This is a genomic window from Luteolibacter sp. Populi, from assembly GCF_040801775.1.
Classification (GTDB): Bacteria; Verrucomicrobiota; Verrucomicrobiia; order Verrucomicrobiales; family Akkermansiaceae; genus Haloferula.
Genome location: NZ_CP161812.1, coordinates 4,585,947 through 4,611,790, shown reverse-complemented (window position 1 = coordinate 4,611,790; position 25,844 = coordinate 4,585,947). Strand labels below are relative to the sequence as shown.

Genomic DNA, 25,844 nt, shown 5'->3' with positions numbered 1-25,844 from the left:
CGAGGTGACACTAGTCGTGCATGGAAATCCGCGCGCTTGAATCCCAAGTCCCCTTCACCACCAAGGACGGCTCGACGATCCGGAGTATTCTGGATCTGGCGAATGCACCGGTGAAGATGCAGAGCTTGGCGGAGGCCAGAATCCCGGCGGGCGGGGCGACCCAGCGCCACTGGCACGGCGAGAGCGAGGAATTCTACTTCCTGCTCGAGGGACGCGGGACAATGGAAATCGACGGCGAACTGCGGGAAGTGGGGCCGGGAGACGGAATCCTGATTCCGGCGGGGGCGTGGCACCAGATCCGGTCGGAGGGCGGGGTGAGGATGCTGTGCTGCTGCGCGCCGCCCTACAGGCACGAGGACACGTTTTTCGAGTGATCCGGGGATCGCAGGCGGGCGGGGCGGTCTTTTTGACCCATCCGCATTCCGGCGGGCGACAGGGCTCTGCCGAAGGATGACCAATACAACTCCCGCCGGGGGGACCTCCTAGGAGATCACACACCCGGCGGGTTGGTTGTATTGGACAGCGGGGTTTCTCAGGCCCCTAGTTTGTTCTCCCCCCAGAGAACATCTATACAATGGCATCCTCCGTGCCAAGGCGGGAAAAAAATTCAATTTTGCTTACTATCAATAATTTACACTCATCCGAGTAACGCATTAGTGAAACGAGATTGATTGTAAAACCTGCAATAATTTCAGGCTTTCTGAAAATCATTCAACTTTCTTAAATGACTGAAGCTCGTAGTGCCACTCGGAGGCTCACCTTGCCACCACCAGCAGGCTGTGGGCGAGCAGATGGGTGCCGAAGATCAGGAAGCAGCCGAGGAGGAGGTTTTTCATCCGCCCCTTGTTACGGACCGAGGGAGCGCCCGTGGCCGAGCTACAGACGAAGACGAGGCAGAGCGTGAGGATGCCCAGGTAGATGGCTAGGACTTCCAGGCCAAGCGCGCCGCCGGCAAAGCGACTGGAGATCCTCCCGCCCAGCACGCCGGAGGCGGCTATCAAGCCGATCGAGATGCTGATCTCAGGGAGGTAGATTCGCAGGAAGTCGAAGCCCGAGCGGATCGCCCAAGGATCGCCCGTGGCCGTAACAGACTCCAAATCAAGCGGCACGAAGCGCGGCAGCACCGGCATCCTGTCTTCGTGGTCGAATTGCCGCGAAGGCAGGAAGCTGTCTTCAAAGAAATCCGCGTCAGCCAAATCCGATGGACCGGTGAGGGGCATCGGGCTGAGCGCTTCCCAACGGAGCGCCGGACGGCGGACGGGTGCCACGGCTTGGCGGGACCCTTCGTCGATCACCCTCAATCCGGGCGAGGCGGTTTCCGGTCGCAGGGCAGAGGAGGTGGCGGGGCTAGGACGGAGCCGTGGCATGGTGGGGTCGCGAGGGAGTTTCGCGCTCCGGGGAGAGCCCGGCCCACCTCCCCGCCGGGGCGGATTTCCCGTGGGAAATTCCGATGCCCCGGCGGATTGGTTGTAAGTGGATGGCGGAGCTCCGTGGCCCCTGTTCTCCCCCAGAGAACAGAAGCCGCTCGGCATCCGCCATGCCAACTATAACGACATCGCGTGAAATGCTTACGTTCAAGGAAATGTCGGCAATTTAGCAATTTCCCCAGCTAGAAACTTGGCATTCAACCCTGCAAGTTGTTCAAGAAACCCTGAATATCATGCAGGCTGGCCCTGCCGGAACTGCGGGCGCGCGGGGCCAAATCACGGTGGAAATCGGGCGCCCGCGAGTCCCCATCGTTTCTGAACGAAGCTAGCCCCTGTCATGGCCGCCGGAGGGAGCCCCCCGGTCCCTCACTTCAAGCCGTGGCGCTCGATGAGGTTATAGACGGAACGCTCCGAGATGCCGAGGGCGCGGGCGGTCTTGGCTTTGTTGCCGCCGCTGAGTTGGTAGGTCTGGATGAAGGCGTCGCGCTCCAGTTCCTGTAGGGTCATCGGGCGGGCCTTGCCCCCCACCAGGTTGCTGCGGTTGGATTCCAAGAGGGGCAGCAGGTCCTTGTCGCTGAGCACGGCGTCTTCGGTAAAGGCGGTGGCGCGTTCCAGCACGTTCTCAAGCTGGCGGACATTGCCCGGCCAATCGTAGCCGAGGATGGCGGCGCTGGCGGCTTCCGAAAGCTTCCACTCGGCCGCGCTGCGGCGGCTGGCGATGCGCTTGAGGATTTCCGCCGCCATGGCCGGCAGGTCCTCCCTGCGCTCCCGCAAGGGCGGGATGTGGAGCTCGATGATATTGAGGCGGTAGTAGAGATCCTCGCGGAAACTGCCCGTTTCCACGCGCGACCGGAGATCGACGTTGGTCGCGGCGATGACCCGGGTGCCGGTCTTGAACAGCTTGTTCCCGCCGACCCGGAAAAACTCCCTGTCCTGAAGCACGTTGAGCAGCTTGGGCTGGAGTTCCTGCGGGAGATCCCCGATCTCGTCCAGGAACAAGGTGCCCTTCGAGGCGGCTTCGAAACGACCTGCACGCGAGGCGGTGGCACCGGTGAAGGCACCCTTCTCGTGGCCGAACAGCTCGGACTCCAGCAATTCCCGCGGCAGCGCGGGGCAGCTTACGGTGATGAATTCTTCCGCGGCGCGCGGGCTGAGGCGGTGGATCTCGCGGGCGAAGTAGGTCTTGCCGGTGCCGCTCTCGCCGGTGAGGAGGATGGTGCTGTCCAAGGCCGCGGCCTTTTCCAAGCGGCGCAGCAACTCGCGCACCCGCGGGCTCGCGCTCTGCATGCCAGCCGGCTTGTCTGCCGGAGCGAGCGCTTTCCGGGCAGGTGCCGCGGACGGTTCGTCCCGCTTTTCGCGGCGTTGCTCGCGCAGCAGATCGAAGAGACGTTTCAATTCAAACGGCTTGGTCAGGTAATCCGCTGCCCCTGCACGCAGGGCTTTCACGGCCGTCTCCGCATCATTGAAGCCGGTCAGCATGATCACCGGCAGATCCGGGTGCTGCTCGCGCAGGCGCACCAGCGTGGAAATGCCGTCCATGTCCGGCAGGCCGTGGTCGAGCACTACAGCCTCGGTGGCCTCATTCGCCGCATCCAGCGCCTCTTGACCGCTGCCGGCGGCCTGCGGGCGCCAGCCGTGATCCTTCGCGGCCATGACAAGGAGGCGTTGGATCGTGGAGTCATCATCCACGATCAGCAGGTTCGGAGATTCAGCAGGGTAGCGGGGCATCAGCAGGCAGATCAGCAGACAAGGAGCGGAGCAAAGGTCGGCGCTCTAGGGGTGCTGTCCAGTTTGAAGATTCACTTGATCGCGTGGGGTGGCACCGAAACGCAATTTCGCTTATGTACCGGTTTCGGAAAGCGTGGCTTTCAAAGTCGTCAGCAAAGTTTCTGCCGTGCAGGGCTTTGTGATGAAATAGCGCACGTTCGCTCCCGACTCTTTGGCCGCTTTCTCTTGGTTGCTGATGCCGCTGGCCGCGATGATCTTCACCGCGGGGTCGATGCAGGTCAGCTGGCGGATCGTGGCGAGGCCATCCAGCACCGGCATCATCATATCGGTGATCACCACCGAGATTTCACGTCCTTGCTCGCGATAGATCTCCACCGCCTCCGCACCATCGCCGGCGAGCAGCACGCGATAGCCGAAGGTGACAAGCATCTGTTCCATGATCCTGCGGATCGAAGGTTCGTCATCCGCCACGAGGATGGTTTCGCCATTGCCACGCGGGAGATGGGCGTGGCCGTCCTCGGCGTTGGCGGTTTCCTCGCCCGACGCCGGCAGCACGATGAGGAAACAGGTGCCGTTTCCGGGGTTGCTCGCGGCGCGGATGAATCCGCCATGGCTGCGGACAATCGCCATTGAGGTGGACAATCCCAGGCCGGTGCCCTTGCCCGCAGCCTTGGTGGTGAAAAAGGGCTCGAAGATCTTGTCCAGCAGCTCCGCAGGAATGCCGTGCCCGGTATCTTCCACGCGGATCAAGACATGGGGTCCGGCCTTCACCGATGATTCGGACGCGGCAAAGCGGTCGTCCAGATTGACGTTCTCCGCGGAAATCGTGATTTGCCCGCCCTCCGGCATGGCATCACGGGCGTTCACGCACAAGTTGAGCAAGACTTGGTGAAGTTGGGTCGGATCGCCTTGGAATGTCATCAGCGTCCGCGGCACATTGCTCCGGAACACAATGTTCTTCGGGAACGTATCGCGGACGATTTTCTCCAAGTCCTCGACCAGACGGCGGGCATGGAGCTCCACCCGGCGGCCCTCCATGCCGCGCGCGAAGGAGAGGACCTGATTGACCATTTCCGCGCCGCGGTTGGCGCTCGCCGCGAGGGTCGCCAGCAGTTCTTCGCCTCGCTCGCTCCTGATCTCGGAGCGCAGCAGCTCGATCGACATGCTGATCGGGGCCAGCACGTTGTTGAGATCATGGGCGATGCCGCCCGCCAGGGTGCCGATGCTCTCCAAGCGCTGCGCACGCAGGAACTGCTGTTCCAGCTTCTTGTGCTCGGTGACGTCGGTATTGATGGAGAGAATGCTCGGCGGCTTGTCCTCCGCGCCGCGCAGCAGGGTCCAGCGGGCTTCGATCACCAGTTCGCGCCCGAGGCGGTCGATCTGCTCAAGTTCGCCGACCCACTCGCCGGTGGTCAACACTGCCCGGAAGGCCTCCCGGAACACCGTGGTATCACGGTAGAGCAAGTCCTCCACCGGCCGGCCGGCGACTTCTTCCCTGGTCCAGCCGTAGAGGCGCTCGGCACTCTTATTCCAGTAGCTGATGCGGTGCTCCGGATCCTGCACCATGATGGCGTCCCGCGCGCGGTCGAGCAGTGAGGCCTGCTCGCGGATCCGCTCGTCGGATTGCTGGCGATCCAGCTCGCCCGCAGCACGGGCGGCGAAGATCTGCAGCGTCGATTGGACCAGCATCGACTCCTCCAGCGCCGCGGAGAAAAGCACCACCATGATCCCCGCCACCTCGCCGTGGCGATCGCGGAGCGGAATTCCCGCGTAAGCCTCAACCCCGAGGACCACCAGCAGGTGATCCTCCGGGAAGAGCTGCTGGACGTTCCGGTCGAAGACACAGACATTGCCATCGCTCACATTCGCACAGGGGGTGCCGTGCAAACTATAGGTCACGTTTTCCTGGACCTCGCCCCCCAGCACGAAGGAGAGCGGCGTAATCGAGAGATCCTCTTTGTTCAGCCGGCCGACCAAGCCGCCATGCGCGCCCAGCGCCTCGACCATGTTGCGGGTCAGCAAGTCGAAGAACTCCGAGCCGGTGCCACTGGATACCGCCTGTGCCACCTTCACCACAATGTCGCTGGTCCGGCGCCTCTCTTCGCGCGCGCGCAGGGTGCCGATGCCGAAGGCCACGTCGTCCGCGAGTTCCTGCAGCAGCTTGATCTCGTCCGCCCGCACATCGAAGACCTCGGAGGCGTGGAGGCTGAGCAGGCCGAAGACACGCTCTCCATCGCGCAGGGGCAGGCAAATCACGCCCCGATAGCCGCGCTCCCGGGCCTGGGGCAGCCATGCGATCATCGCCGACTCGTCTTCGATATCGCGGCACACGACGGCTTCCCCGCCGCGGATGGTCCGGCCCGCGGGTCCTTGTCCGGTTGGAGAATTCCCGTCCCAGGTGAGCCGGATCTCGGCGAGGTAACCGTTCTCCACGCCGGCAAAAGCCAGCGGCTCGATCCAATGGTCGGCATCATGTCGTGCGTAACCGACCCAGGCCATGCGATAGCCGCCGGTCGCCACGGCCATCCGGCAGATTTCGTTCAGCAACTCGATCTCGCCTTCGGCACGGGTCACCGCCTCGTTGCAGGCGCTGAGCATCTTGAGCGCGCGGTTCAAGCGGGCGAGGTCGAGTTCCGCCTGCTTGCGGGAACTCAGGTCACTCATCCCGCCCACCATGCGGATCCCGCGGCCGGCCGAATCCCGCATGACGACGCCGCGGTCGAGAACGTAGGCGTAAGTTCCATCGGCGCGGCGGAAGCGGAATTCAGAGCTCCAGTGGTCCCCCGTGCCATCGATGGTGCCGCGGATTCCCGTGATCACCCGCTCCTCGTCATCGGGGTGGATGCGGCTGGTCCAGGAGCGCGAGCTACGCTCGATCTCCTCGCGACGGTAGCCGAAGAGTTTTTCGAAGCCTTCGTTCCACCACAGTTCGTCCAAGCCGAGGTCCCAGTCCCAGACGGCATCGTTGGTCGCGCCGGCGACGATTTCGAAGCGCTGGCGGATCTCCTGCACGGCACTCTCCGCGCGATGCCGGTCACCGCCTTCCAAGGCCAGCGCGACGAGATTCGCCACGGAGGCCGCGAAGGTTTTCTCATCGCCGGTCCAAGTGCGCGGCGCGCCGGTCTGCTCGCTGCACATCACGCCTACGATGTTGCCCGCGACGCTGATCGGCGCGTCCATCATCGAGTAAATGCCCACGGGTCGCAAATAGCTCTCGGCGAAATCCCGGGTTCGCGGGTCGGTGCGGGCGTCGTCGGCCGCGATCACGTCCATGTCCTCGAGCGCGGCGAGATAGCCCGGGCAATCCGCGGCATGGAGTTCCAAGCCCGAGCTGTGACGGCGCTCGTCCGTCTCGAAGAGGTCCGCGCAACGCAGCAGACTGCGGTCGTCTTCGTATAACCAGATGCCGACCCGCGAAACCCCGAGCGCCCGGGCGTGGGCCTCATTGATGCGCCGGAAAGCCGCCGCCGTATCCTGCATCTGCAGGGGCTGGATACCCGCCAGGGTGATCAGGGAATTGCGCTGGCGCACGTAGCGTTCCTCCCGCAGGCGCGACTCCTCCTCGGCATGCTTGCGCGCGGTGACGTCCCGTTGCACCGCCACCAGATAGGCCGTGCCGCCGGTGGCGTCCTTCACCGGCACCACGTCGATCTCCAGCCACATCTCCTGGCCGTTCTTCTTATAATTGATCAGCTCCGCGCGGACCGGCTCGCCCTTCTTGATCGCCAGGCGGATCCGGTCCAATTCGCCGCGCTGGGTCTTCGGCCCCTGCAGGAAGCGCGGGGAACGGCCCAGGGCCTCTTCCGCGGTGTAGCCCGTGCCTTCGGTGAAGGCATCGTTCACGAAGAGGATGCGCGGTCCCGGCTCATCGATGGGATCGGCCTCGGTGATGATCACGATATCCGCGATCCGCGAGACGCACTCGGCCAGCAGCGTCACCTGCTCGCGCGATTTTCGCAGCGCCGTGATGTCGCGGAAATACAGCGCCAGGCCATCGTCCACCGGCAGGGCCCGGATCTCGAACCAGGTCTGGAGCGGCGGGTAAAAATTCTCGAAATCGACGGGCCGGCCTTCCTCCACCGCGCGGCGCAATTCGTGCTCGAAGTGGCTGCCCTGCGTTTCGGGAAACTCGTCCCACATCACCTTGCCGAGCAAGCTCGCACGGTCGCGCTGCAGCATGCGCTCCGCCTCCCGGTTCAAATAAGAGTAGCGCCAATCGGGAGCCAGCAGGAGGAAGCCTTCCGTGAGGCTTTCCAAGGTATGGGTCAGGCGCTCGTTGACACGGAGGCCTGCTTCCTCCGCTTCGCGCCGTGCCGTGAGATCCTGGCAGGCACCCTGAATCCGGATGATCCGCCCCTCCCCGTCCCGGACCGCCTCCCCGATCGAGCGGACCTGGATCAGACGCCCGGTAGCGGTGATCATCGGCAACTCTTCGTCAAAGGGCGTGCCCGCCTTCGCACAGCTCTCGAAGGCCGCGCGGATCGCAGGCCGCGCATCCGGCGCGTAGTAATCGAAGGCCTCGCGAAATCCCGGAATGTGACCCGGCGGCACGTCATGGATCGCGCACACTTCTGCGGACCATGTGATCCGCCCTTCCGGCAGATCGACCGTCCAGCCGCCCAGACGCGCGTTCTGGCCGGCGATCCGGAGCAGGGTTTCGTCAGCCCGCATCTTGTCGGCGGCGCGGCCCCTTTCGATCGCCAGGCCGATCAGCTTGGCCGCGGACTCCACCCGCAAACGCTCGTCCGCCTCCGGCAAGCGGTTCTCGCGGTAGTAGATACCCATTGTGCCGATCAGGTCGCCGGCCGCGGAGAAGACCGGCACCGACCAGCAGGCCCGCAGGCCGTGGCGCAGCACCAACTCGCGGGCCGAAGCCCAGTCGGGATGGGTCGTGATATCCTCGACGACCACCATCTTGCGCAGGGCCGCCGCGCTGCCGCAGGACCCGCAGCCTTCCAAAATCGGCATTTCCCGCGTCGCGTGCCGGTATTCTTCCGGCAAGCCCGGCGCGGCAGCGAGGGTCAGGCGGGTGCCTTCGGCATCGGCCAGGAAGATCGAGCACAGCGCCCCATCGGCCGAAGCTTCCTCAATCCGGCGCGCGATGCGGTCGAGCACGCGCTCGACGGGGTGGCCGCTCAAGATCAGATCAAGCGCCTCCGCCTGGCCGGCCCAGAAGGCTTCGACCCAGCGGCGCTCGCGTTGTTCCCGGCTTTCCCCCGCCATCGTGTCGTTCATCATGCCGCGGATTTCTCCCCTCCATGGAGAGAATGATCCGGTCACGCGCGGATCAATACGGGTAGTTGATCCGCGTAACAATCAAACGCGCGAATCGCTTGCTCAAATCCCCGGGTGCCGGCTCGGGCAGAACCGCCGCATAAGTCCGGATTTGGTTCGGATTGGTTCCCGTCACGGCGGTCTGGGTGAAGGTGACGCTATTGAATGCCGTCAACTTGGTCCAAGTGGTAGCGTTCGTGGAGACCTCGACTTCGATGCGCAAGTTTTTGCCAGGGCTGTCCAGTTTCGCGACACCGGGAGCAGAGGAGCCGCTGGTGGGAAAGAGGAATTTAAACCGGCCTGCAGGCAGGAGGGCCGAACCCGATACCACGGCCCCCAAGGGCAGGCATTGGATCACCGCCTTCGGGGAGCCGAGCGCCTCGTCGACGATCTCGGCGCGGCCGTTCCCATCCATGTCGAACTCGTCGTTGGGGAAAGCGGCGAAGCCGTCCGTGGTGCCATTCCCGTAGGTTCGCCGCAAAAGGAGGTAGGGCTTGTCGTCGGCACCGAAGCGGAATCCTTGGAGGTTCTCCGAGTCGTGGGCACCCGTGAGGGCTACGGGATTGCCAACCACATAAGGAAAATCTGTGCCCGGACTGGAGTTCGGCTTCAAGTAGTGGACCTTCCGGGCTCTCGCATCAAACCAAGCAATGCGAGGCTTCGCATCGCCCGTGCCAGAGGGCCGCGAAGCGAGCATGATCCGCTGAGGCAAAGCTGGATTCTGGAGAGCCCCGATCGGATTGACCACCTGGAGCTCTTGCCTTCCGGCACCATTGTCCATGCGCGAGAGGGAAATTTTCTTCGAATTCGCGCCGTTGTCGTAAAGATGGAAATAGAAGACCCGCTCCGCCGCCCCGGAGCGGAAGCCAGCCAAAGAGCCCGTCACAAGCCCGTTCGCGGCCGGGTGCGGCTGGCTAGGCTGGGCAAGCGCCAGAGGCTGCCCGGTCTGTTTCACTGTTTCCATCCGGTGCAGGGCAAGGGTGGTGAAATAAATGGCAGCCACATCGGAGCCAGCGACAGGCGGGATTACCGCGGTGCCGATAATGTCTACCCCAATGGCAAGTTCCGGTCTGGCCTGTGGTGGAGTGGCGGACCCCAGGATTTTGGCAACCGTCCACGAATTGGTGCCGTCACGCCGGGCATAGCGAATGCACTCGTTGGCCGGGGCATTGGTGGTATTGAACGAATAAGCGACGTGGAAGCGGTTGGCACTATCCACGGCCACGCTGATGCCGGTAATTCCGCCGGTCACATAGGCACCCGAATCAATTCCTTCCACTCCCACGGACCCGCCGTTGAACACGAGAGCTTTGAGGCGAAGCGTGCCACCTTCCAAATGCGGAGCCACGAGAATCCCGCTATCCGGTCCCGTGCTCACGTAGACCCCCGCCTTGTTGAGGCCGGGCGTAGCGATATCAGGTCCGGAGATCCAATCCGGCGGACCTCCTGTCAAGAAACGGCGAGGGTTGCTGTTGTTGTTGGAGTTGCCCTTCACGAGAATGCGAAGGTCATCGCCAAGACCCGGGTTGAAATACCACTCGCTGCTCACTCCTGCCTCGTCCAGCTGCTGGATAGCCCAATCCTCGGGTAAAAGGCTGGCAACTCCGGGCAAGGCACCGAAGAACGAGAGGAGAAGGCCTAGGACCGCCGGTTTCATGGCCCGGCCATGGCATGGGGCGCGGGCCGATGCAAGACTGCGGATATGGCATTTTTCCACAAAGGAAGCCGAAGGAGGATCTTCTAAGTTCCCTCCCCTGATCCGCGAGCGAATGGGGGAAAGTTTCAGATTCACCCGGAATTCACACCGATTCCAAATAAAATTGGACGATCGTTTGACTTTATTGGACGACCGTCCAATTTTTCGCCCGTGGAGCGTGAACTCTTTGCCGTGAGCCCGAACAAAGGCGAGCAGGCTCGGCGGCGTCTGCTGCTGGCGGCGCTGAAGATGTTCGGCGCGAAGGGTTACGAAAACGCCTCGGTGCGGGAGATCGCGGACGAAGCCGGGCAGAATGTGGCGGCGATCGCCTACTACTTCGGGAACAAGGAGAAGCTCTACGCGGCGGTGCTGGAGGGGATCGGCGAGTATCTGAGAGCCGTCTTCGGGCGGGTGGCGGAGGACTCGCGGGAGATTCTAAAGGACGGACGCATGACGCCGGAGATCGCCACCGGGATCATCAAGCGAATGCTGCGGACCCTGCTCGGCGAGCAACTCGAGGGCGGGGAATTCGAGAAGATCCGGCTGGTGATGCTGCGCGAGCAGGCGGCACCGAGCGAGAATTTCGACCTGCTCTATCAAGGCGCGCTGAGGCCCCTGCACGAACTCTTCGCGCGGGCCGTGGGCATCGCCACCGGGGAGGATCCCGCATCGACCGAAGTGGTATTCCGCACCCACGCGATGTTTGGCCAAGTGCTGGCCTTCACGCTGGCGCGGGCAACGCTCTTGCGGCGGCTGGGGGTCGCGAAACTCGACCATGACCATGTCGCGGCCATCGCGGGAATTCTCGATCAACACGTGGACCTGATCTGCGGAGGACTCAAAGGAACAAGACCATGAAGAAGGCGATACCGGTGATCCTGCTCGTGGCCGTGCTCGGCGGCGGCGGGTGGTACTTTTACAAGAAGCAACACCCCGCGGAAGACCCGCTGGTGCTGCACGGCAATGTCGACATCCGCGGCGTCGACCTCGGCTTCCGGGTTTCGGGACGAATCGCGGAAATCCTGAAGGACGAGGGCGATGCCGTGAAAGCGGGCGAACTCCTCGCACGCATCGACGGCGAGCCCTACCAACGCGAACTGGATCAAGCGAAGGCGACGCACACACAGGCGGTTGCCTCGCTCGCACAATCGAAGGCGAGCCTGGCACAGGCCAAGGCGGATGCGGATCTCAAGCGGGCGGGCTATCGCACCGAGGAGGTCGAGCAGGCGCGGGCGAGCATGGCGGAGGCACGGGTGACGATGGAAAACGCGGACCGGGCCTTCGCGCGGCAATCGGCGCTGGTGAAAACGAACGGGGTCTCGCGACAGAATTTCGAGAACGCGGAGGCCGCCTATCACGAGGCGCAGCAACGGATGAAAGTGTCCGAGGCAAACCTCAGGCAACTGGAGTCGGGCTTCCGTGTGGAAGAAATCGCCGCGGCGGAAGCCGGGGTCGGAGCCGCGGAAGCAGCGGTGGGCGCAGCGGACGCAGCGGTCGTGAAGGCCGCGGCGGCGGTGAAGACGGCGGAGATCACGCTTCAGGATACGGAATTGAAGAGCCCCTCGGACGGCGTGGTCATCACCCGGGCCCTGGAGCCCGGATCGATCGTGCAGGCAGGACCGACGGTCCTTTCGCTCTCGCTGGAGAAGCCGGTCTGGGTGCGGGCCTATGTGCACGAGCCGGAACTCGGCAAATTCCCGAGCGGGACGAAGGTGAAGGTCTTCACCGACGGCAGCCCGGACAAGCCGTTCAACGGGACGGTGGGATTTGTTTCGCCGAAGGCGGAGTTCACCCCGAAGTCGGTGGAGACCAAGGAACTGCGGACTTCACTGGTCTACCGGATGCGGGTGGTGGTGGAGGATTCGGACGGGTCCCTGCGGCAGGGGATGCCGGTGCGGGTGAGCTTGGACGGGCACACCAAGGAGTAATCGTTGAAAGGCTGAACGCCCCACGTCGCATGCCGGATGAAAAGACAGACGAGGTGGTGATCCGCTTCGAGGAGGTCACCAAGACCTTCAAGGGGATGGAGATGCCGGCGCTGGATGCGGTGTCAGGGGAGGTGCGGACCGGGGTGATCACAGGACTGGTGGGACCGGACGGGGCAGGCAAGACGACGCTGCTGCGCTTGATCGCGGGGCTGATGGAGCCGGACCACGGGAAGATTTCGACGCTCGGGCACGATCCGATCACGGATGCAGCGGCGATCCGCGGCGAGGTCGGCTACATGCCGCAGAAGTTCGGCCTGTACGAGGACCTGACGGTGATGGAGAATCTCACGCTGCAGGCGGATCTGCGGCATGTGACGGGGAAGGAGCGCGAGGAATCCTTCGAGCGCTTGCTGACCTTCACCGACCTGAAGCGCTTCACGGGGCGATTCGCGGGGAAGCTCTCGGGCGGGATGAAGCAAAAGCTGGGGCTGGCCTGCGCGCTCCTGGGCAAGCCGAAGCTGCTGCTGCTGGACGAGCCGGGCGTGGGCGTCGATCCGATCTCGCGGCGCGAGCTGTGGGGCATGGTGGAGGACCTGGTAAGCCAGGGGATCGGGGTGGTGTGGAGCACGGCGTATCTGGACGAGGCGGAGCTGTGCGGCACGACGGTGGTATTGAACGAGGGCAAGCTGCTTTTCACCGGCACGCCCCAGGAAATCGCGGCCCCCTTGGCCGGGCGCTGCTTCCAACTGCGGGAGCCGGGAGAGCAAAAACGGCGCCTGCTCACCAAAGCACTGTCGCGACCGGAGATCAGCGACGGGACCATCCAAGGGCACAGCCTGCGGCTGACCTTCCGCAAGGGCAGCGGGCGCTTCGATCCGAAGGAGATCGGCGCGGCGGAGGGCGCGGAGTGGGTGGAGGTGAAGCCGCGCTTCGAGGACGCCTTCATCGACCTGTTAGGCGGCGGGCCCTCCGGCGAATCGGTGCTGGCGCAGCACACCCACCAGATCGAGCAGGATGGCAAGACGGTGATCGAGGCGGAGCACCTGACCAAGCAATTCGGCGACTTCAAGGCCACCGACGACGTGACCTTCCAAGTAACGCGCGGGGAGATCTACGGCCTGCTCGGTCCGAACGGCGCGGGGAAATCGACGACCTTCAAGATGATGTGCGGGCTGCTCGTTCCCACCGCGGGCACGGCAAAGGTCGTCGGCCTGGACCTGCGCCACAGCGGCAGCCAGGCACGGCAGAAGCTGGGCTACATGGCCCAAAAGTTCTCTTTGTACGGAAGCCTGACGGTCATGCAGAATCTGGAGTTCTTCTCCGGGATCTACGGGCTGCAGGGGAAGAAGCAGCGCGAGAAGATGCAGGAGATGGCGGAGATCTTCCACCTGAAGCCCTTCCTGAACGCGAAGACCGAATCCCTCTCGCTGGGCTACAAGCAGCGGCTGGCGCTCGCCTGCTCGGTCATGCACGAGCCGGACATCCTCTTTCTGGACGAGCCGACATCAGGCGTGGACCCTGTGACCCGCCGGGAATTCTGGACCCACATCAACGGCCTGGTGGAGCGCGGGGTCACGATCATGGTGACCACCCACTTCATGGACGAGGCGGAGTACTGCGACCGCATCGGCCTGGTCTTCCGCGGGCAATTGATCGCGAACGGGACGCCGGACCAATTAAAGGAAAGCGTGGCGACGAAGGAGAATCCGGATCCGACCATGGAGGATGCGTTCATCGAACTCGTGACCGGGAAGGAGGCCGGGAAATGAAAGGCGAACATCGGACCTCCAATGAAAGGGCCGCCGTGGGCTTCTCGCTTCGGAGATTGAAGGCCCTGTGCTGGAAGGAGACGCTGCAGATCTTCCGGGATCCGAGCAGCAACCTGATCGCCTTCGTGCTGCCACTGGTGCTCATCTTCGTCTTCGGCTACGGCATCAACCTCGACACGCCGGTGCTGAGGATCGGCCTGATGAACGAGGCTTCGGGGACCGAGGCGGAAGGTTTTGCCAAGGCGCTGCAAGGGACACCCTCGATGGATATCCGGCGCTATCAGGATCGGAAGTCGCTGGAAGAGGACATCACGAATTCGGAGATCCGCGGCTTCGTCATCATTCCGGAAGACTTCTCGCGGCGGATGAAGCAGACCTCCGACACGGCACCGCTGCAAGTGGTGGCGGATGGCTCGGAGCCGAACACCGCGCAGTTCGTGAGCGCGTACATCAACGGCGTGTGGCAGACTTGGATGCTGCAGCGGGCGGAAGACCGCGGCGAGGAGATGAAGCGGGAGATCGCGCTGGAGCCGCGGTATTGGTACAACCCCTCGGCGGCGAGCAGGAACTTCCTGATCCCGGGATCGATCACCGTGATCATGACCGTGATCGGTGCCCTGCTGACCTCGCTGGTGGTCGCGCGCGAATGGGAACGCGGGACGATGGAGGCGCTGCTGGCCTCGCCGGTGACGCGCGCGGAGCTGCTGCTGAGCAAGATCATCCCCTACTATGTGCTGGGGATGGTATCGCTGGCAATGTGCGTGATGGCGGCGCGCTTTATCATGGGAGTGCCGTTCCGGGGATCCGCGCTGGCGCTCTTTGTGGTGGGCAGCTTTTTCCTGCTCAGCGTCCTGGGGATCGGGCTGGCGATCTCGACCGGGACGAAGAACCAGTTCAACGCGGCGCAAGCGGCCCTCAACGCGGCCTTCCTGCCGGCGATGATGCTCTCCGGCTTCATCTACGAGATCTCCAGTATGCCGGCCTTCCTGCGCGGGGTGACCCACCTCATCCCGGCGCGCTACTTCGTCTCGTCGATCCAGACGATCTTCCAAGTGGGCACGCCGTGGAAAGTCCTGATGCCGGACATCCTGTGCCTGATGGCATCCTCGGCCTTTTTCCTGGGGCTGACCGCGAAGCTTACGAAAAGGAGGATGGAGTAACCCGACCCCGCCATGAACTTCTTCCATCGCATCCGCGCCTTGGTCATCAAGGAACTCCAGTCGATCGTCGGCAACCCTTCGAGCCGCGCCCTGCTGATCATGCCGGTGATCTTGCAGACCTTGCTCTTCCCGAACGCGGCGACCCTGGAGGTGAAAAACGCCTCCATCGCCATCTACAACCGCGATACCGGTGAAACGGCAAACGAACTGGTGCAGCGCTTCGCCCAGTGCGGCGCCTTCACCGAGGTCATCCCGGTCCACTCGCAGGAGGAGCTCGCGGAATCGATCGAGTCGCGCTCGGCGATGCTGGCCGTCAGCATCCCGGAAGACTTCTCGCGCAAGATCGCCGCGGGCGAGACCGGGCCGGTGCAGGTCCTGCTCGACGGGCGGCGCTCGAATGGCGCGCAGATCGCGATGAGCTACCTGCAGACGATCACCGAGACCTTCATGAAGGATCGCGCGGCAGAACAGGGACGGACGATCCCTTCGGAGACGATCACGCGCTACTGGTTCAACCCGAACCTCGATTTCAAGAACTTCTTGCTCCCGAACCTGGTGGCGGTCATCACCACCATCGGGGCGCTGATTCTAACCGCCCTATCGGTGGCACGGGAACGCGAGCAGGGCACCTTCGACCAATTGATGGTCTCGCCGCTAACGCCGGAGATGGTGATGATCGGGAAGGGCGTCCCGGCGATCCTGGTGGCCTTCTTCCAAGCGACGCTGATCCTCTTGGCGGCGGTCTTCATCTACGATGTGCCATTCCGTGGCAGCCTGCTGCTGCTCTACCTGGGGATGTTCTTCTATGCGCTTTCGCTGGTAGGAGTCGGGCTGCTCATTTCCTCGGTGTGCAGCACGCAGCAGCAGGCATTCCTGGGAGCTTTCTCGTTCATGATGCCGGCGATGATGCTCTCCGGCTTCGCCTCGCCCGTGGAGAACATGCCGAAATGGTTGCAGATGCTGACCTGGCCGAATCCGGTGCGACACTTCGTCGAGATTGTGAAGGAAGTCTTCTTGAAGGACGCCTCGGCGGAGCGGGTGCTCGCCCTGATCGTGCCGCTGGCCGCGATCGGCTTTTGCACGATCGGCTGCGCCTCGGTGATGTTCCGACGGAAGGCGGGGTGAGACGGCGCTACTCCCGGCACAAAGTCTCCGAGGGCAACTCCCCGAAGAGAACCGAGTAGTCGTGGGAGAAATGCCCGAGGTGGCGGAAGCCGTGCTCGATGGCGATCTGCTTGACGGAATCGGTCCTCCGGCAGGCACCGCGGAGACGGGTGCGGACGCGATGGAGGCGGAACTCGCGGGCGAAACGCGTGGGACCGACGCCGGTCTGGTGGACGAAGCTCGTCTGAAGCGTGCGCGGGCAGACTGCCGTGCTTTGGCAGAGTTCGTGCAAGCTGACGGTGCGGTGGAGATTCTCCCCGATCAGCACCAGGGCGGCGGCCACGTGGCATGCCTCCGGATTCGGATGCACGGCATGGCGTTGACCTGCCTCGGGCCCGCTGAGCAGGGCGGCCAGGGAGCGGACCAGCGCGCCGGAAAGGATCTCGCAAGAACCCTCCGATCCGGGGCGGGCGGCCTCTGAAACGAGGGCGCGCAGGAGCCGGCGCAGCGGGCCCAAGTACTCTGGGGAAATCGCCAGGACCGCGGTGTGCGGCATGGTTTCCGCGAGGGATCGACCGACCGCGGCCCGCACCGCTCGATCCAAGGTCGCCGCCTCGACCATGACGGTATCCGCAGCGTGATCCCCAGGGGTTTGCCAGAAGGCGGGATCGCCGGGGGCGATGTAGCAGAGGGAGCCATTGCCGAGCGTGCGACCGCGGAAGGAAGCGCCGGCATCCGCCATCGTTACGGCCCGCCAGCCTTCGGGGACTTGGCCGTGGATGCGCAGTGCCGGGGAGAAATTGCCGAGACAGATGCGGAGCTCCGGAAAGGTGGCGATGTCGCAAGCACCGCGGAAGCCACCGGGCTCGCTCTGTATGCAGCGGAGCTCCCAGCCGGCGCGCGCCGCGAGTTCGGCAAGCTGGCCGGGTTCATCGGTCTCGAAGTGGATCACAGGCATGGCCGATCAAGGAATTCGGAGCATCGTAAATACGCAGAATTGCGCTTTTGGGATAGCACAATCGCTGGCCGATTTCGCCACGCCACTCTAACTAGTGATCCTGCCATTCCCACGAATTCCGACCACTCTTTCATTATCAACCGATCCATATCATGAGAACCCGATTCTTCCGGCCGGGCTGGCTTCCGGCCACGCTGCTGTTCATCGCTCCCCTCGCCCTCCCCTGCCCTGCCCAGGAAAAGGTGGCTGATCCGGCGGTCGCCGCCGAAACCACGGATGAGCCGGCGGATGCGGACGTCGAGTCGCTGGGCAAGTCGGCCGCGAAATTCGTGGAAGCCTTCAACAAGAAAGATGCCGCGGGGGTGGCGGCGCTGTTCCTGCCGACCGGGGAGATGATCACCCGCGACGGCGATGCGGTGCGCGGGCGGGACGAGATCGAGGCGCGCTACAAGGAAATCTTCGAAGACGACGGCGACGAGGTGCCGCAGGTGGCGCTGGAAGCCTCCTCGCTGCGGATGATCGCGCCGGGAGTGGCGATCGAGGACGGGGTGCTGCATTTCACCACGGCGAAGGAAAGCGAGCCGGTGAAGTCGATCGCCTACTCGGCCACGCAGGTCAAACAGGCGGACGGCAGCTGGCTGATCGCCAGCACGCGGGATCAACTGGAAGTCACGCCACCCTCGGAACACCTCAAGCCTCTGGCGGGCTTGGCCGGCGATTGGTGCTTCGAGGCCGATGACCTGCGCATGGAACTCTCCATGGATCTGGATGACAGCGGGAACTTCCTTCTCGGCGAAGCTTTGACCACCGACGGCGACGACGATGTCCAGACGACGAGCATCCGCATCGGCTGGAACCCGGCATGTTCCTCGATCTTCTGGTGGACCTTCGACAGCGCGGGCGGGAATGCCTCCGGCCAATGGACGCGGACAGGCAGCGAGTGGCTGATCCGGACCAGCGGGATCACCGCGGATGCTGAAACCAATGCGGCGACGCAGAGACTCAGTTTCGATGGCGAGGATACCCTCGTGTGGAAATCCACCGACCGCGTGATGGGCGGCGGGGCCCAGCCGGATCTTGAATTGCGCTTCGTGCGGCGGGCTCCCGATGCGGACAGCGATACCGAGCCGATGGCGGCCACGCCCGAAGAGGAGAGTCCCGAAAAGCAATAACCCTTTAACTTCCCTAGATCATGAAAAAGCTCACTCCATTGGTGGTCACGACGGTGATCTGTTCCCTCATTACCCTGGATGTCGATGCCCGTGGGGGCGGAGGCGGTGGTGGACATGGCCGCGGCGGCGGTGGAGGAGGAGGCGCGCGCGGCGGCGGGGGTGGCGGCGGAGCCCGGCAGGTGCAGCGCAGCCCGATGACCGGCTCGAAGATGAACCGCCCGGCACAGAAGCCGCAGACACGACCCGCCGCGAGGCCACAGCCGAAACCGAAACCCGCGACAAGGCCTGGAGCCGGCGGGGGCGGAGTTCAACGACCTGGCGGCGGCGGTGGGAACACAAAGCCAGCCCCGCAACCGGGAACCCGGCCGGGTGCCGGCGGCGGTGGGGTGCAGCGCCCCGGCGGTGGTGGCGGCGAGAACCGCCCCGGTGCCGGCGGCGGCGGAGTGCAACGGCCCGGAGGTGGGGGCGGCGGCACGCAACGCCCCGGTGGCGGCGGCAACGTCCGCCCGATGCCCCTACCCGACCGGCCCAACACGAAGCCGGGCAACGTGAACTATCCCAAGCCGGGCAACCGGCCGGGCGGTGGCAACAACAACAACGTCATCCGTCCCGGGGGCGGAAATAACAACAACATCATCCGCCCGGGCGGCGGCAACACGGTCGTGCGCCCCGGCGGCGGTAACACGATCATCAACAACCGTCCCGTGATCAACCGCCCGAACTTCGGCGGCAACAACCGCCCGGGCAACAAACCGAACTGGGGCAACAATTGGGGAAACTGGGGCAATTGGAACCGCCCCGGCCGGCCCGGCGGCAATGTCAACATCGGCAACAACGTTAATATTAACATCAACAACAACTTCCGGAAAAACGTCAACTGGGGCTACCGCCCCAACTACTGGGGCAACCGGCCCTGGTGGAACGCGAACCAAAGCCACGGCTGGCACCACGGAAGCTGGAACTACGGGTGGAACAAGCGCTGGTACGGCCACTACAACTATTACCGCCCGCGGCCATGGCCCGGCTACGTGGTCGTCGACAACGGCAACAACTTCGCGGAAGGCGTGGCTTGGGGCATCGCCGCCTGGGGACTGGGCAACCTGATCTACAACTCCGGCTATCAGAGCTACCGGAATCCCTACCCCGCCCCGCCGGTGCAAAGCGGCAATACCACGATCATCAACTACAGCGAGCCGATCTCGGTCTCCGCAGGGAAGATGCCACCGGGCGACGAAACCGCCGAGAAGAGTGCCGAGGAAAAATCGGGCGCTGCCTTGGAAGCATCCCGCGCCGCCTTCAAGAAAGGCGACTACCTCACCGCACTGAAATCGGCGGACGAGTCGATCGCCGCGATGCCCGGTGACACCGCGATCCACGAGTACCGGGCGCTGATCCTCTTCGCGCTCGGAAAATACGGGGAAGCGGCAGGCGTGCTGAATCCGGTGCTGGCCTCCGGGCCGGGCTGGGATTGGACGACGATGACCGGACTCTACAGTTCGCAGAGCATCTACACCGACCAACTCCGCAAGCTCGAGGACTACTCGCGGGCCAAGCCGGACGATGCCTCCGTGCACTTCCTGTTGGGCTATCACTACCTGGTCTGCGCGCATCTCGATCAGGCCCACGCACAATTCGACCAGACGGTGAAACTGCAGCCGGCGGACACCATCGCGGCCCAGTTGCGGGATCTCTGCAAATCGTCGATCTCGCCGGACACCGGGGACACCAGCGATGAGCCGGCTCCCGCGGTCGAAAAGGAATCACCACCACCTGTTCCCACGGACAAACTGCCGGGCACCTGGGTCAGTGATCGCGGCGATCAAGGCAAGGTGACGCTGACGCTCGGGAGCGACGGGAAGTTCACCTGGACCTTTAACAAGGGCGACCAGAAGAACGACCTCACCGGTACCTTCAGCATCGACGAAAAGGGCCTGCTGGTCCTCGCGTCGGAAGACTCCCAGATGGTCGGCGAAATCAAGCTGCCCGCGGACAACAAGCTGAACTTCGTGCTAGCCGGTGGACCTCAGGGCGATCCGGGACTAAGCTTCGACAAAGCGCCGTAAGGCTGATGTGAAACTGAAATGCAAAGGCGGGCTTCCCAAAAAGGAAGCCCGCCTTTCGCTTGCCCGCCGGACTCACGGAGCGAGCCGGATCTGCACCAGGATGGATGGGATGAATCGGATGGATCCCAAGAATTCAGAAATGCAAATCCTCCGCCTTTTCCGACATCCCATCTATCCTATCCATCCTGTATGTTTGGAAATGCCGCTATTGACCCCGGATCCGCCGCGGGTGGCTTCCGAGAATGGGCCGGAACGAAGCTCGTCGGAGGAAGCCACCCGCGGCGGATCGCCAGGGACCATCTCGTGTGATCCCATTGCGGCCGCCCCGGGAGAACGCGGGCGGGGGTGGCCTCCCCCGCCCGCGGCGGAAACGTCCAGGCCGAATCCATCCAGGACCTCCGAGTCCGTGACCGAGCTCATGGCCGTTCGTTTCCGCTCCCGGTTCAATGCTCGAACCACTGAATGGGTCTTTGAACCCGCATCGCAAGATTGAGACATGAACCGCAATACACCTACCCACATCGGCATCGACGTGTCAAAGGCACGCCTCGACGTCCATATCCCCGGCCAAGCCCACCTGCAGGTCGCCAATTCCGCCCGCGGGCTGGACGACCTCTTCACCGCCATCGCCGGCGTGGAAGCTCCCCACCTCGTCTGCGAGTCCACCGCGGGCTACCAGAAGCTGTTGGCCGCCACCGCCCTCCAACGCGGGATCCCCGTATCGGTCGTCATGCCCGCCCGCGTCCGCTATTTCGCGCTCTCCGGAGGCATCCTCGCCAAGACCGACCGCATCGATGCCCGCCTCATCGCAAGCTACGCCGACACTCACCGGCCCCCGGCCCTGGTGGCTCCCGATCCCGCGGCCGTCGTGCTGCGCCAGATGCTCGAAGCACGGCGCGTCCTCGTCGACCTCATCACCGATACCGACAACCGCCTCGAGCTCGCCGAGGGCTTCCTTCGCAAAACCCTCACCAAGCTGCGCCGCGCGACACAGCGCCTGCTCGACCAGGCCGATGCCGGTATCGCCGCCCACGTCGCGGCCTCGCCCGTGCTTGCCGCCAAGTCCGCACGGCTCCGCCAGCTCAAGGGGGCAGGTCCCGTCCTCGCCCACACCCTGCTGGCCTACCTCCCCGAACTCGGCATCTTGCCCGACAAGACCGTGGCCTGTCTCGCGGGCGTCGTCCCTCATCCCAAGGACAGCGGCGCCACCTGCGGCAAGCGCAAGATCCAAGCCGGCAGGGGGGCGGTGCGCAAGGTCCTCTACATGGCGGCGGTGTCGGCCTCGCACTCCAACACCGTCCTGAAAGCCTTTTACCAACGTCTCCTACAAGCCGGCAAGCCCGCCAAAGTCGCGCTCACCGCCGTCATGCGCAAAATGATCACCATACTAAACAAACTTCTCGCCGACCCGGATTTTACCCTTGCCTGAAAACACCACTGCTCGGTCCAAACTCCGGAATCTCATCTCTTCATCTGCGTCCATCCGGCTGCGATCTGCGGTTGAATTCCCCGGTCTTGCTCCGCCGAATCCGCCGGAAGCCTGAAAAACGAGTCCGGCCGCGAAAGATCGCGGCCGGAGCGGGAATCTCAAAGCTCCACCGGAAAGCTCAATCAGTTCCCCGGATGGATGCGGGTGATCTTGGAACCCTTGAGGCCGATGCCGCCCATCAGACCTTTCTGGTCGAAGATGTAAGCATAGGAACCGCGGTCGACGGACTTGGCAGTGAGTTCGGCTGCCGCGCCGCGATCAACGACGACGACGCTCGGGCTGCTGCCCACATCCCAGCCGGCGGCTTGGTTGAGGTTGCCAACCTCGCGGGAATTCATGAGGAAGAGCGCATAGCCATATTTCTGGACGCCGGCCTGCAAGCCCCATGAGGCACCGGCAGTCTGGTAGTAGCCTCGCACGCTGCCATCGCTGCCGAGCAGCGCGCCATTGCCGCCTTCGGCACCGACGACGAAGCCGCCCTTCACGATATGCGGGAAGACGAGAATGCCCGCGGCAGATTTCCCCAGACGCCGGGCCGAAGGATTCTTGGCATAGAGATCCTGAAGCGCGGCGCGGGAATCGGAAGCGATCTGGCGACCGCTGGCATTGGAGGCGTTCGCTTGCGTGACGGGTTCATGGGCACATTGGCTCAGGAGACCGCCAGCAAGGGCGAGTATCGAGAAACGACAAACGAGTCGGAGTGATGTTTTCATAGCAACCTCGCACTCTAAAAGATGAATTTCTGAAACGCAAGGTGTCGAAATGCCATTCTAACTGCAATCGCCTCCGGATATATCCGGGCGCGCCGGAACCTGCCTGCGCGTCCTTGGGCGCTTCACATCCCATCCACCCTGGTCCCAATCCTCTTCATCTGCGTGCATCCCGTTTATCTGCGGTTGAACGGCCTTCCGCAAATCAGTCGGCAAATCTGACGGAGGGCTCTCTTTGGTCCACGCGCAACCTCCCCTTGCTACACCCGTCGCGGGGCAAAACGACGTCGTGCACAACACGTTCGACAGACGGAACTGGTTCATTGACACGACATTCCCGGTCGCTAGCCTCGCGCGTCCGCGCCCGGGGGCTTGGCGATCTTTCGTCGACCCCACGCGCCTTTCCCAAGTCAATCCACTCCAAGCATACCAAGAGATGGCTACCGTGAAGAAGTCCGCCAAAAAGGCGGCCAAGAAAGCGCCCTCCGCCAAGGGCACCAAGTACGTTTACACCTGGGGCAACGGCAAAGCCGATGGCAACGGGTCGATGAAGCCTCTCCTGGGCGGCAAAGGCGCGAACCTCGCGGAAATGACCCGCATCGGTCTGCCGGTGCCTCCGGGATTCACCGCCACCACCGAGGTCTGCACCTACTTCTACGCCCACAAGAAGACCTACCCGGCCTCCCTGCAGGCCCAGATGGAAGCCGGCGTCCGGAACATGGAGAAGATCATGGGCTGCAAGTTCGGCGATGCCAAGGGCATGCCGCTGCTCGTCGCCGTGCGCTCCGGTGCCCGCGACTCGATGCCCGGCATGATGGACACCATCCTCAACCTCGGCCTCAACGACGAGACGGTGAAGGCGCTGGCCGCCGCCACCAAGAACGAGCGCTTCGCCTGGGATTGCTACCGCCGCTTCGTCCAGATGTACGGCGACGTCGTCCTCGGCGTGCAGAAGACCGAAGGCGAAGAGCATGAGCCCTTCGAAGTCGTCATCGAAACTTTCAAGCACAAGAAGTATCACAAGGACATCGTCGATTCCGACCTGACCGCCGCCGACCAGAAGGAGCTCGTGAAGCTCTTCAAGCAGCTCGTGAAGGACCGCACCGGCCATGGTTTCCCGAGTGATCCCTGGGAGCAGCTCCGCGGTGCCGCCGGTGCCGTGTTCAGCTCGTGGATGAACGACCGCGCGATCGTCTATCGCCGCAAGTACAACATCCCGGCCGAGTGGGGCACGGCGGTGAACGTCCAGGCGATGGTCTACGGCAACACCGGCAATACTTCCGGTTCCGGCGTGGCCTTCACCCGCAACCCCGCCAACGGTGTCAACGAATTCTACGGCGAGTTCCTCGTGAACGCGCAGGGTGAAGACGTCGTCGCCGGTGTCCGCACTCCGGAACCCGTCGCCCTCATGAAGAAGGCAATGCCGAAGCCCTTCGCCGAGCTGATGAAGGTCCGCAAGATCCTTGAGCAGCACTTCAAGGACGTGCAGGACGTCGAGTTCACCGTGCAGGAAGGCAAGCTGTTCATGCTGCAGACCCGCAACGGCAAGCGCACCGCCGCCGCCGCGCTCAAGTTCTCCATGGACATGGTCAAGGAAGGTCTCATCGACTGGAAGACCGCGATCCTGCGCAACCCGGCCGACCAGCTCGACCAGCTCCTCGCCCCGATCTTCGACATCACCGAGGCGAAGAACGCCAAGGAACTCGCCAAGGGTCTCCCGGCCGGCCCCGGTGCCGCTTCCGGCAAGATCTACCTCAACGCCGACCGCGCCGCCGCGGCCGCCGAACGGGGTGAGCGCGTGCTGCTCGTCCGCAACGAAACCTCTCCGGAAGACCTTCGCGGCATGATCGCCGCCGAGGGCATCCTGACCGCCAAGGGCGGTGTTTCGTCCCACGCCGCTCTCGTCGCCCGCCAGATGGGCAAGGTCTGTATCTGCGGTGCTTCCTCCATCGATATCGATTACGACAAGAAGACCGTGAAGGTCGCCGGTGAAACCTTCAAGGAAGGTGACTACCTCTCCATCGACGGCACCTCCGGCACCGTCTACGGCGGCGAGCTGAAGACCGCTCCTTCGGAAATCATCACCGGCATCGTCGACAACGACAAGGTCGCGAAGAAGACCGAGAAGTTCAAAGCCTTCCTGCAGCTCATGGAATGGTGCGCACAAGCCACCAAGATGGCCGTCCGCACCAATGCCGACACGCCGGAGCAGACCCGCATCGCTCTGGCCTTCGGCGCCACGGGCATCGGCCTCACCCGCACCGAGCACATGTTCTTCGAAGGCGACCGGATCGACGCGATGCGCGAGATGATCCTGGCCACCACGCTGGACAACCGCAAGAAGGCCCTGGCCAAGCTCCTCCCGTATCAGCGCGAGGACTTCACCGGCATCTTCAAGGCCCTCAAGGGCCTGCCGGCCACCATCCGCCTCCTGGACCCGCCGCTCCACGAATTCCTTCCTCACACCAAGGAACAGCAGCTCGACCTGTCCAAGAAGACCGGCATCCCGGTCGACACCATCGTCCAGCGCGTGCACGACCTGCACGAGTTCAACCCGATGCTCGGTCACCGCGGCTGCCGCCTCGGCATCGCCTACCCGGAAATCACCGAGATGCAGGCCCGCGCCATCTTCGAAGCCGCCGCTGACGTGGCGAAGAAGAAGATCGACGTGAAGCCCGAGGTCATGATCCCGCTCGTCGGCTTCCAGAAGGAATTCGACCTCCAGGCCGAGATCGTCCATCGCGTGGCGAAGGAAGTCATGGCCGAGAAGAAGGTGACCTTCGAATACCAGGTCGGCACCATGATCGAAGTCCCGCGCGGTGCCCTGACCGCCGATGAGATCGCGAAGAACGCCGAGTTCTTCAGCTTCGGCACCAACGACCTGACCCAGACCGCACTCGGCATCAGCCGTGACGACATGGGCACCTTCCTCATGCCGTACATCGAAAGCGAAGTGTTCAGCAAGAACCCCTTCGCCACCCTCGACACCACCGGCGTCGGCCAGCTCATGGAAACGGCCGTCACCAAGGGCCGCAGCACCCGTCCGAACATCAAGCTCGGCATCTGCGGCGAACACGGCGGCGACCCGGACTCCGTGAAGTTCTGCCACAAGCTCGGCCTGAACTACGTGTCCTGCTCGCCATACCGCGTCCCTGTCGCCCGCCTCGCCGCCGCCCAGGCCGCGATCGAAGGCGCCAAGTCCGCCCCGGCTGCCAAGAAGGTGGCCAAGAAGGCCCCAACGAAGGTGGCAAAAAAGGCAGCAAAGAAAGTTGCCAAGAAGGCCGCGAAGAAGAAGTAATGCCTCACCTTTCCAGCGGCCGTCATAGCAGAAGCCGCTGAAGAGTTTCAAAAGCCGCCCCGGGAAAC

16 protein-coding genes are annotated in these 25,844 nt (G+C 63.7%); 10 read left to right on the top strand and 6 right to left on the bottom strand.

Annotated features, from left to right (window positions below; translation table 11 throughout):
* Positions 1-20 precede the first annotated feature (20 nt).
* Positions 21-374, top strand: a complete 354-nt coding sequence (locus ABWK72_RS18720; RefSeq protein WP_367871091.1) for a cupin domain-containing protein — start codon at positions 21-23, stop codon at positions 372-374.
* 381 nt (positions 375-755) lie between these two features.
* Here the strand turns inward: ABWK72_RS18720 and ABWK72_RS18715 are convergent, their stop codons facing one another.
* The 4 genes from ABWK72_RS18715 to ABWK72_RS18700 all read right to left on the bottom strand — a co-directional run bounded on the left by ABWK72_RS18715 (position 756) and on the right by ABWK72_RS18700 (position 10,086).
* Entirely contained in the window at positions 756-1,367 is a 612-nt protein-coding gene (locus ABWK72_RS18715; RefSeq protein ID WP_367871090.1) for a hypothetical protein, read from the bottom strand.
* Positions 1,368-1,793: 426 nt separating this feature from the next.
* Positions 1,794-3,155 (bottom strand): sigma-54-dependent transcriptional regulator, encoded by a 1,362-nt coding sequence (locus ABWK72_RS18710; protein WP_367871089.1) that lies wholly within the window; start codon positions 3,153-3,155, stop codon positions 1,794-1,796.
* Positions 3,156-3,266: 111 nt separating this feature from the next.
* A complete protein-coding gene (locus ABWK72_RS18705) occupies positions 3,267-8,393 on the bottom strand; it encodes a PAS domain S-box protein (RefSeq protein ID WP_367871088.1) in 5,127 nt (1,708 codons plus the stop codon).
* Between the two features lie 49 nt (positions 8,394-8,442).
* Complete coding sequence (locus ABWK72_RS18700) at positions 8,443-10,086, bottom strand: hypothetical protein (RefSeq protein WP_367871087.1); 1,644 nt, start codon at positions 10,084-10,086, stop codon at positions 8,443-8,445.
* Positions 10,087-10,317: 231 nt separating this feature from the next.
* On the opposite strand from ABWK72_RS18700, the gene cecR reads away from it, so the two are divergent.
* Genes cecR through ABWK72_RS18675 form a run of 5 tightly spaced genes read left to right on the top strand, consistent with a single transcriptional unit; the run spans position 10,318 to position 16,107 of the window.
* Positions 10,318-10,983 (top strand): transcriptional regulator CecR, encoded by a 666-nt coding sequence (gene cecR / locus ABWK72_RS18695; protein WP_367871086.1) that lies wholly within the window; start codon positions 10,318-10,320, stop codon positions 10,981-10,983.
* Positions 10,980-12,053 carry an efflux RND transporter periplasmic adaptor subunit gene (locus ABWK72_RS18690; protein ID WP_367871085.1) on the top strand — a complete coding sequence of 358 codons (1,074 nt, stop codon included), beginning with the start codon at positions 10,980-10,982 and terminating at the stop codon, positions 12,051-12,053. Before cecR ends, ABWK72_RS18690 begins: the two co-directional genes overlap by 4 nt.
* A 29-nt stretch (positions 12,054-12,082) precedes the next feature.
* Positions 12,083-13,822: an ATP-binding cassette domain-containing protein gene (locus ABWK72_RS18685; RefSeq protein WP_367871084.1), complete on the top strand. Its 1,740-nt coding sequence runs from the start codon at positions 12,083-12,085 to the stop codon at positions 13,820-13,822.
* Positions 13,819-14,982, top strand: a complete 1,164-nt coding sequence (locus ABWK72_RS18680) for an ABC transporter permease (RefSeq protein ID WP_367871083.1) — start codon at positions 13,819-13,821, stop codon at positions 14,980-14,982. Before ABWK72_RS18685 ends, ABWK72_RS18680 begins: the two co-directional genes overlap by 4 nt.
* Positions 14,983-14,994: 12 nt before the next feature.
* Entirely contained in the window at positions 14,995-16,107 is a 1,113-nt protein-coding gene (locus ABWK72_RS18675) for an ABC transporter permease (RefSeq protein ID WP_367871082.1), read from the top strand.
* A gap of 7 nt (positions 16,108-16,114) precedes the next feature.
* Here the strand turns inward: ABWK72_RS18675 and ABWK72_RS18670 are convergent, their stop codons facing one another.
* On the bottom strand, positions 16,115-17,044 hold the full coding sequence (locus ABWK72_RS18670) for a helix-turn-helix domain-containing protein (protein WP_367871081.1): 930 nt from the start codon (positions 17,042-17,044) through the stop codon (positions 16,115-16,117).
* A 152-nt stretch (positions 17,045-17,196) separates the two neighbouring features.
* Between ABWK72_RS18670 and ABWK72_RS18665 the strand changes: the two genes are divergently transcribed.
* The 3 genes from ABWK72_RS18665 to ABWK72_RS18655 all read left to right on the top strand — a co-directional run bounded on the left by ABWK72_RS18665 (position 17,197) and on the right by ABWK72_RS18655 (position 21,708).
* On the top strand, positions 17,197-18,216 hold the full coding sequence (locus ABWK72_RS18665) for an SgcJ/EcaC family oxidoreductase (protein WP_367871080.1): 1,020 nt from the start codon (positions 17,197-17,199) through the stop codon (positions 18,214-18,216).
* Between the two features lie 20 nt (positions 18,217-18,236).
* Entirely contained in the window at positions 18,237-20,279 is a 2,043-nt protein-coding gene (locus ABWK72_RS18660; RefSeq protein ID WP_367871079.1) for a hypothetical protein, read from the top strand.
* 496 nt (positions 20,280-20,775) lie between these two features.
* Positions 20,776-21,708: an IS110 family transposase gene (locus tag ABWK72_RS18655; protein WP_367871078.1), complete on the top strand. Its 933-nt coding sequence runs from the start codon at positions 20,776-20,778 to the stop codon at positions 21,706-21,708.
* Between the two features lie 182 nt (positions 21,709-21,890).
* Here the strand turns inward: ABWK72_RS18655 and ABWK72_RS18650 are convergent, their stop codons facing one another.
* Positions 21,891-22,481 (bottom strand): YSC84-related protein, encoded by a 591-nt coding sequence (locus ABWK72_RS18650; protein WP_367871077.1) that lies wholly within the window; start codon positions 22,479-22,481, stop codon positions 21,891-21,893.
* 433 nt (positions 22,482-22,914) lie between these two features.
* Between ABWK72_RS18650 and ppdK the strand changes: the two genes are divergently transcribed.
* On the top strand, positions 22,915-25,776 hold the full coding sequence (gene ppdK / locus ABWK72_RS18645; RefSeq protein WP_367871076.1) for a pyruvate, phosphate dikinase: 2,862 nt from the start codon (positions 22,915-22,917) through the stop codon (positions 25,774-25,776).
* Positions 25,777-25,844 lie beyond the last annotated feature (68 nt).

What these genes read in the sequence shown, in the direction of transcription:
- ABWK72_RS18720 (WP_367871091.1), top strand. Translation starts at nt 21, where the DNA reads ATGGAAATCCGCGCGCTTGAATCCCAAGTCCCCTTCACCACCAAGGAC.
- ABWK72_RS18715 (WP_367871090.1), bottom strand. Translation starts at nt 1,367, where the DNA reads ATGCCACGGCTCCGTCCTAGCCCCGCCACCTCCTCTGCCCTGCGACCG.
- ABWK72_RS18710 (WP_367871089.1), bottom strand. Translation starts at nt 3,155, where the DNA reads ATGCCCCGCTACCCTGCTGAATCTCCGAACCTGCTGATCGTGGATGAT.
- ABWK72_RS18705 (WP_367871088.1), bottom strand. Translation starts at nt 8,393, where the DNA reads ATGATGAACGACACGATGGCGGGGGAAAGCCGGGAACAACGCGAGCGC.
- ABWK72_RS18700 (WP_367871087.1), bottom strand. Translation starts at nt 10,086, where the DNA reads ATGAAACCGGCGGTCCTAGGCCTTCTCCTCTCGTTCTTCGGTGCCTTG.
- ABWK72_RS18690 (WP_367871085.1), top strand. Translation starts at nt 10,980, where the DNA reads ATGAAGAAGGCGATACCGGTGATCCTGCTCGTGGCCGTGCTCGGCGGC.
- ABWK72_RS18685 (WP_367871084.1), top strand. Translation starts at nt 12,083, where the DNA reads ATGCCGGATGAAAAGACAGACGAGGTGGTGATCCGCTTCGAGGAGGTC.
- ABWK72_RS18680 (WP_367871083.1), top strand. Translation starts at nt 13,819, where the DNA reads ATGAAAGGCGAACATCGGACCTCCAATGAAAGGGCCGCCGTGGGCTTC.
- ABWK72_RS18675 (WP_367871082.1), top strand. Translation starts at nt 14,995, where the DNA reads ATGAACTTCTTCCATCGCATCCGCGCCTTGGTCATCAAGGAACTCCAG.
- ABWK72_RS18670 (WP_367871081.1), bottom strand. Translation starts at nt 17,044, where the DNA reads ATGCCTGTGATCCACTTCGAGACCGATGAACCCGGCCAGCTTGCCGAA.
- ABWK72_RS18665 (WP_367871080.1), top strand. Translation starts at nt 17,197, where the DNA reads ATGAGAACCCGATTCTTCCGGCCGGGCTGGCTTCCGGCCACGCTGCTG.
- ABWK72_RS18660 (WP_367871079.1), top strand. Translation starts at nt 18,237, where the DNA reads ATGAAAAAGCTCACTCCATTGGTGGTCACGACGGTGATCTGTTCCCTC.
- ABWK72_RS18655 (WP_367871078.1), top strand. Translation starts at nt 20,776, where the DNA reads ATGAACCGCAATACACCTACCCACATCGGCATCGACGTGTCAAAGGCA.
- ABWK72_RS18650 (WP_367871077.1), bottom strand. Translation starts at nt 22,481, where the DNA reads ATGAAAACATCACTCCGACTCGTTTGTCGTTTCTCGATACTCGCCCTT.
- ppdK (WP_367871076.1), top strand. Translation starts at nt 22,915, where the DNA reads ATGGCTACCGTGAAGAAGTCCGCCAAAAAGGCGGCCAAGAAAGCGCCC.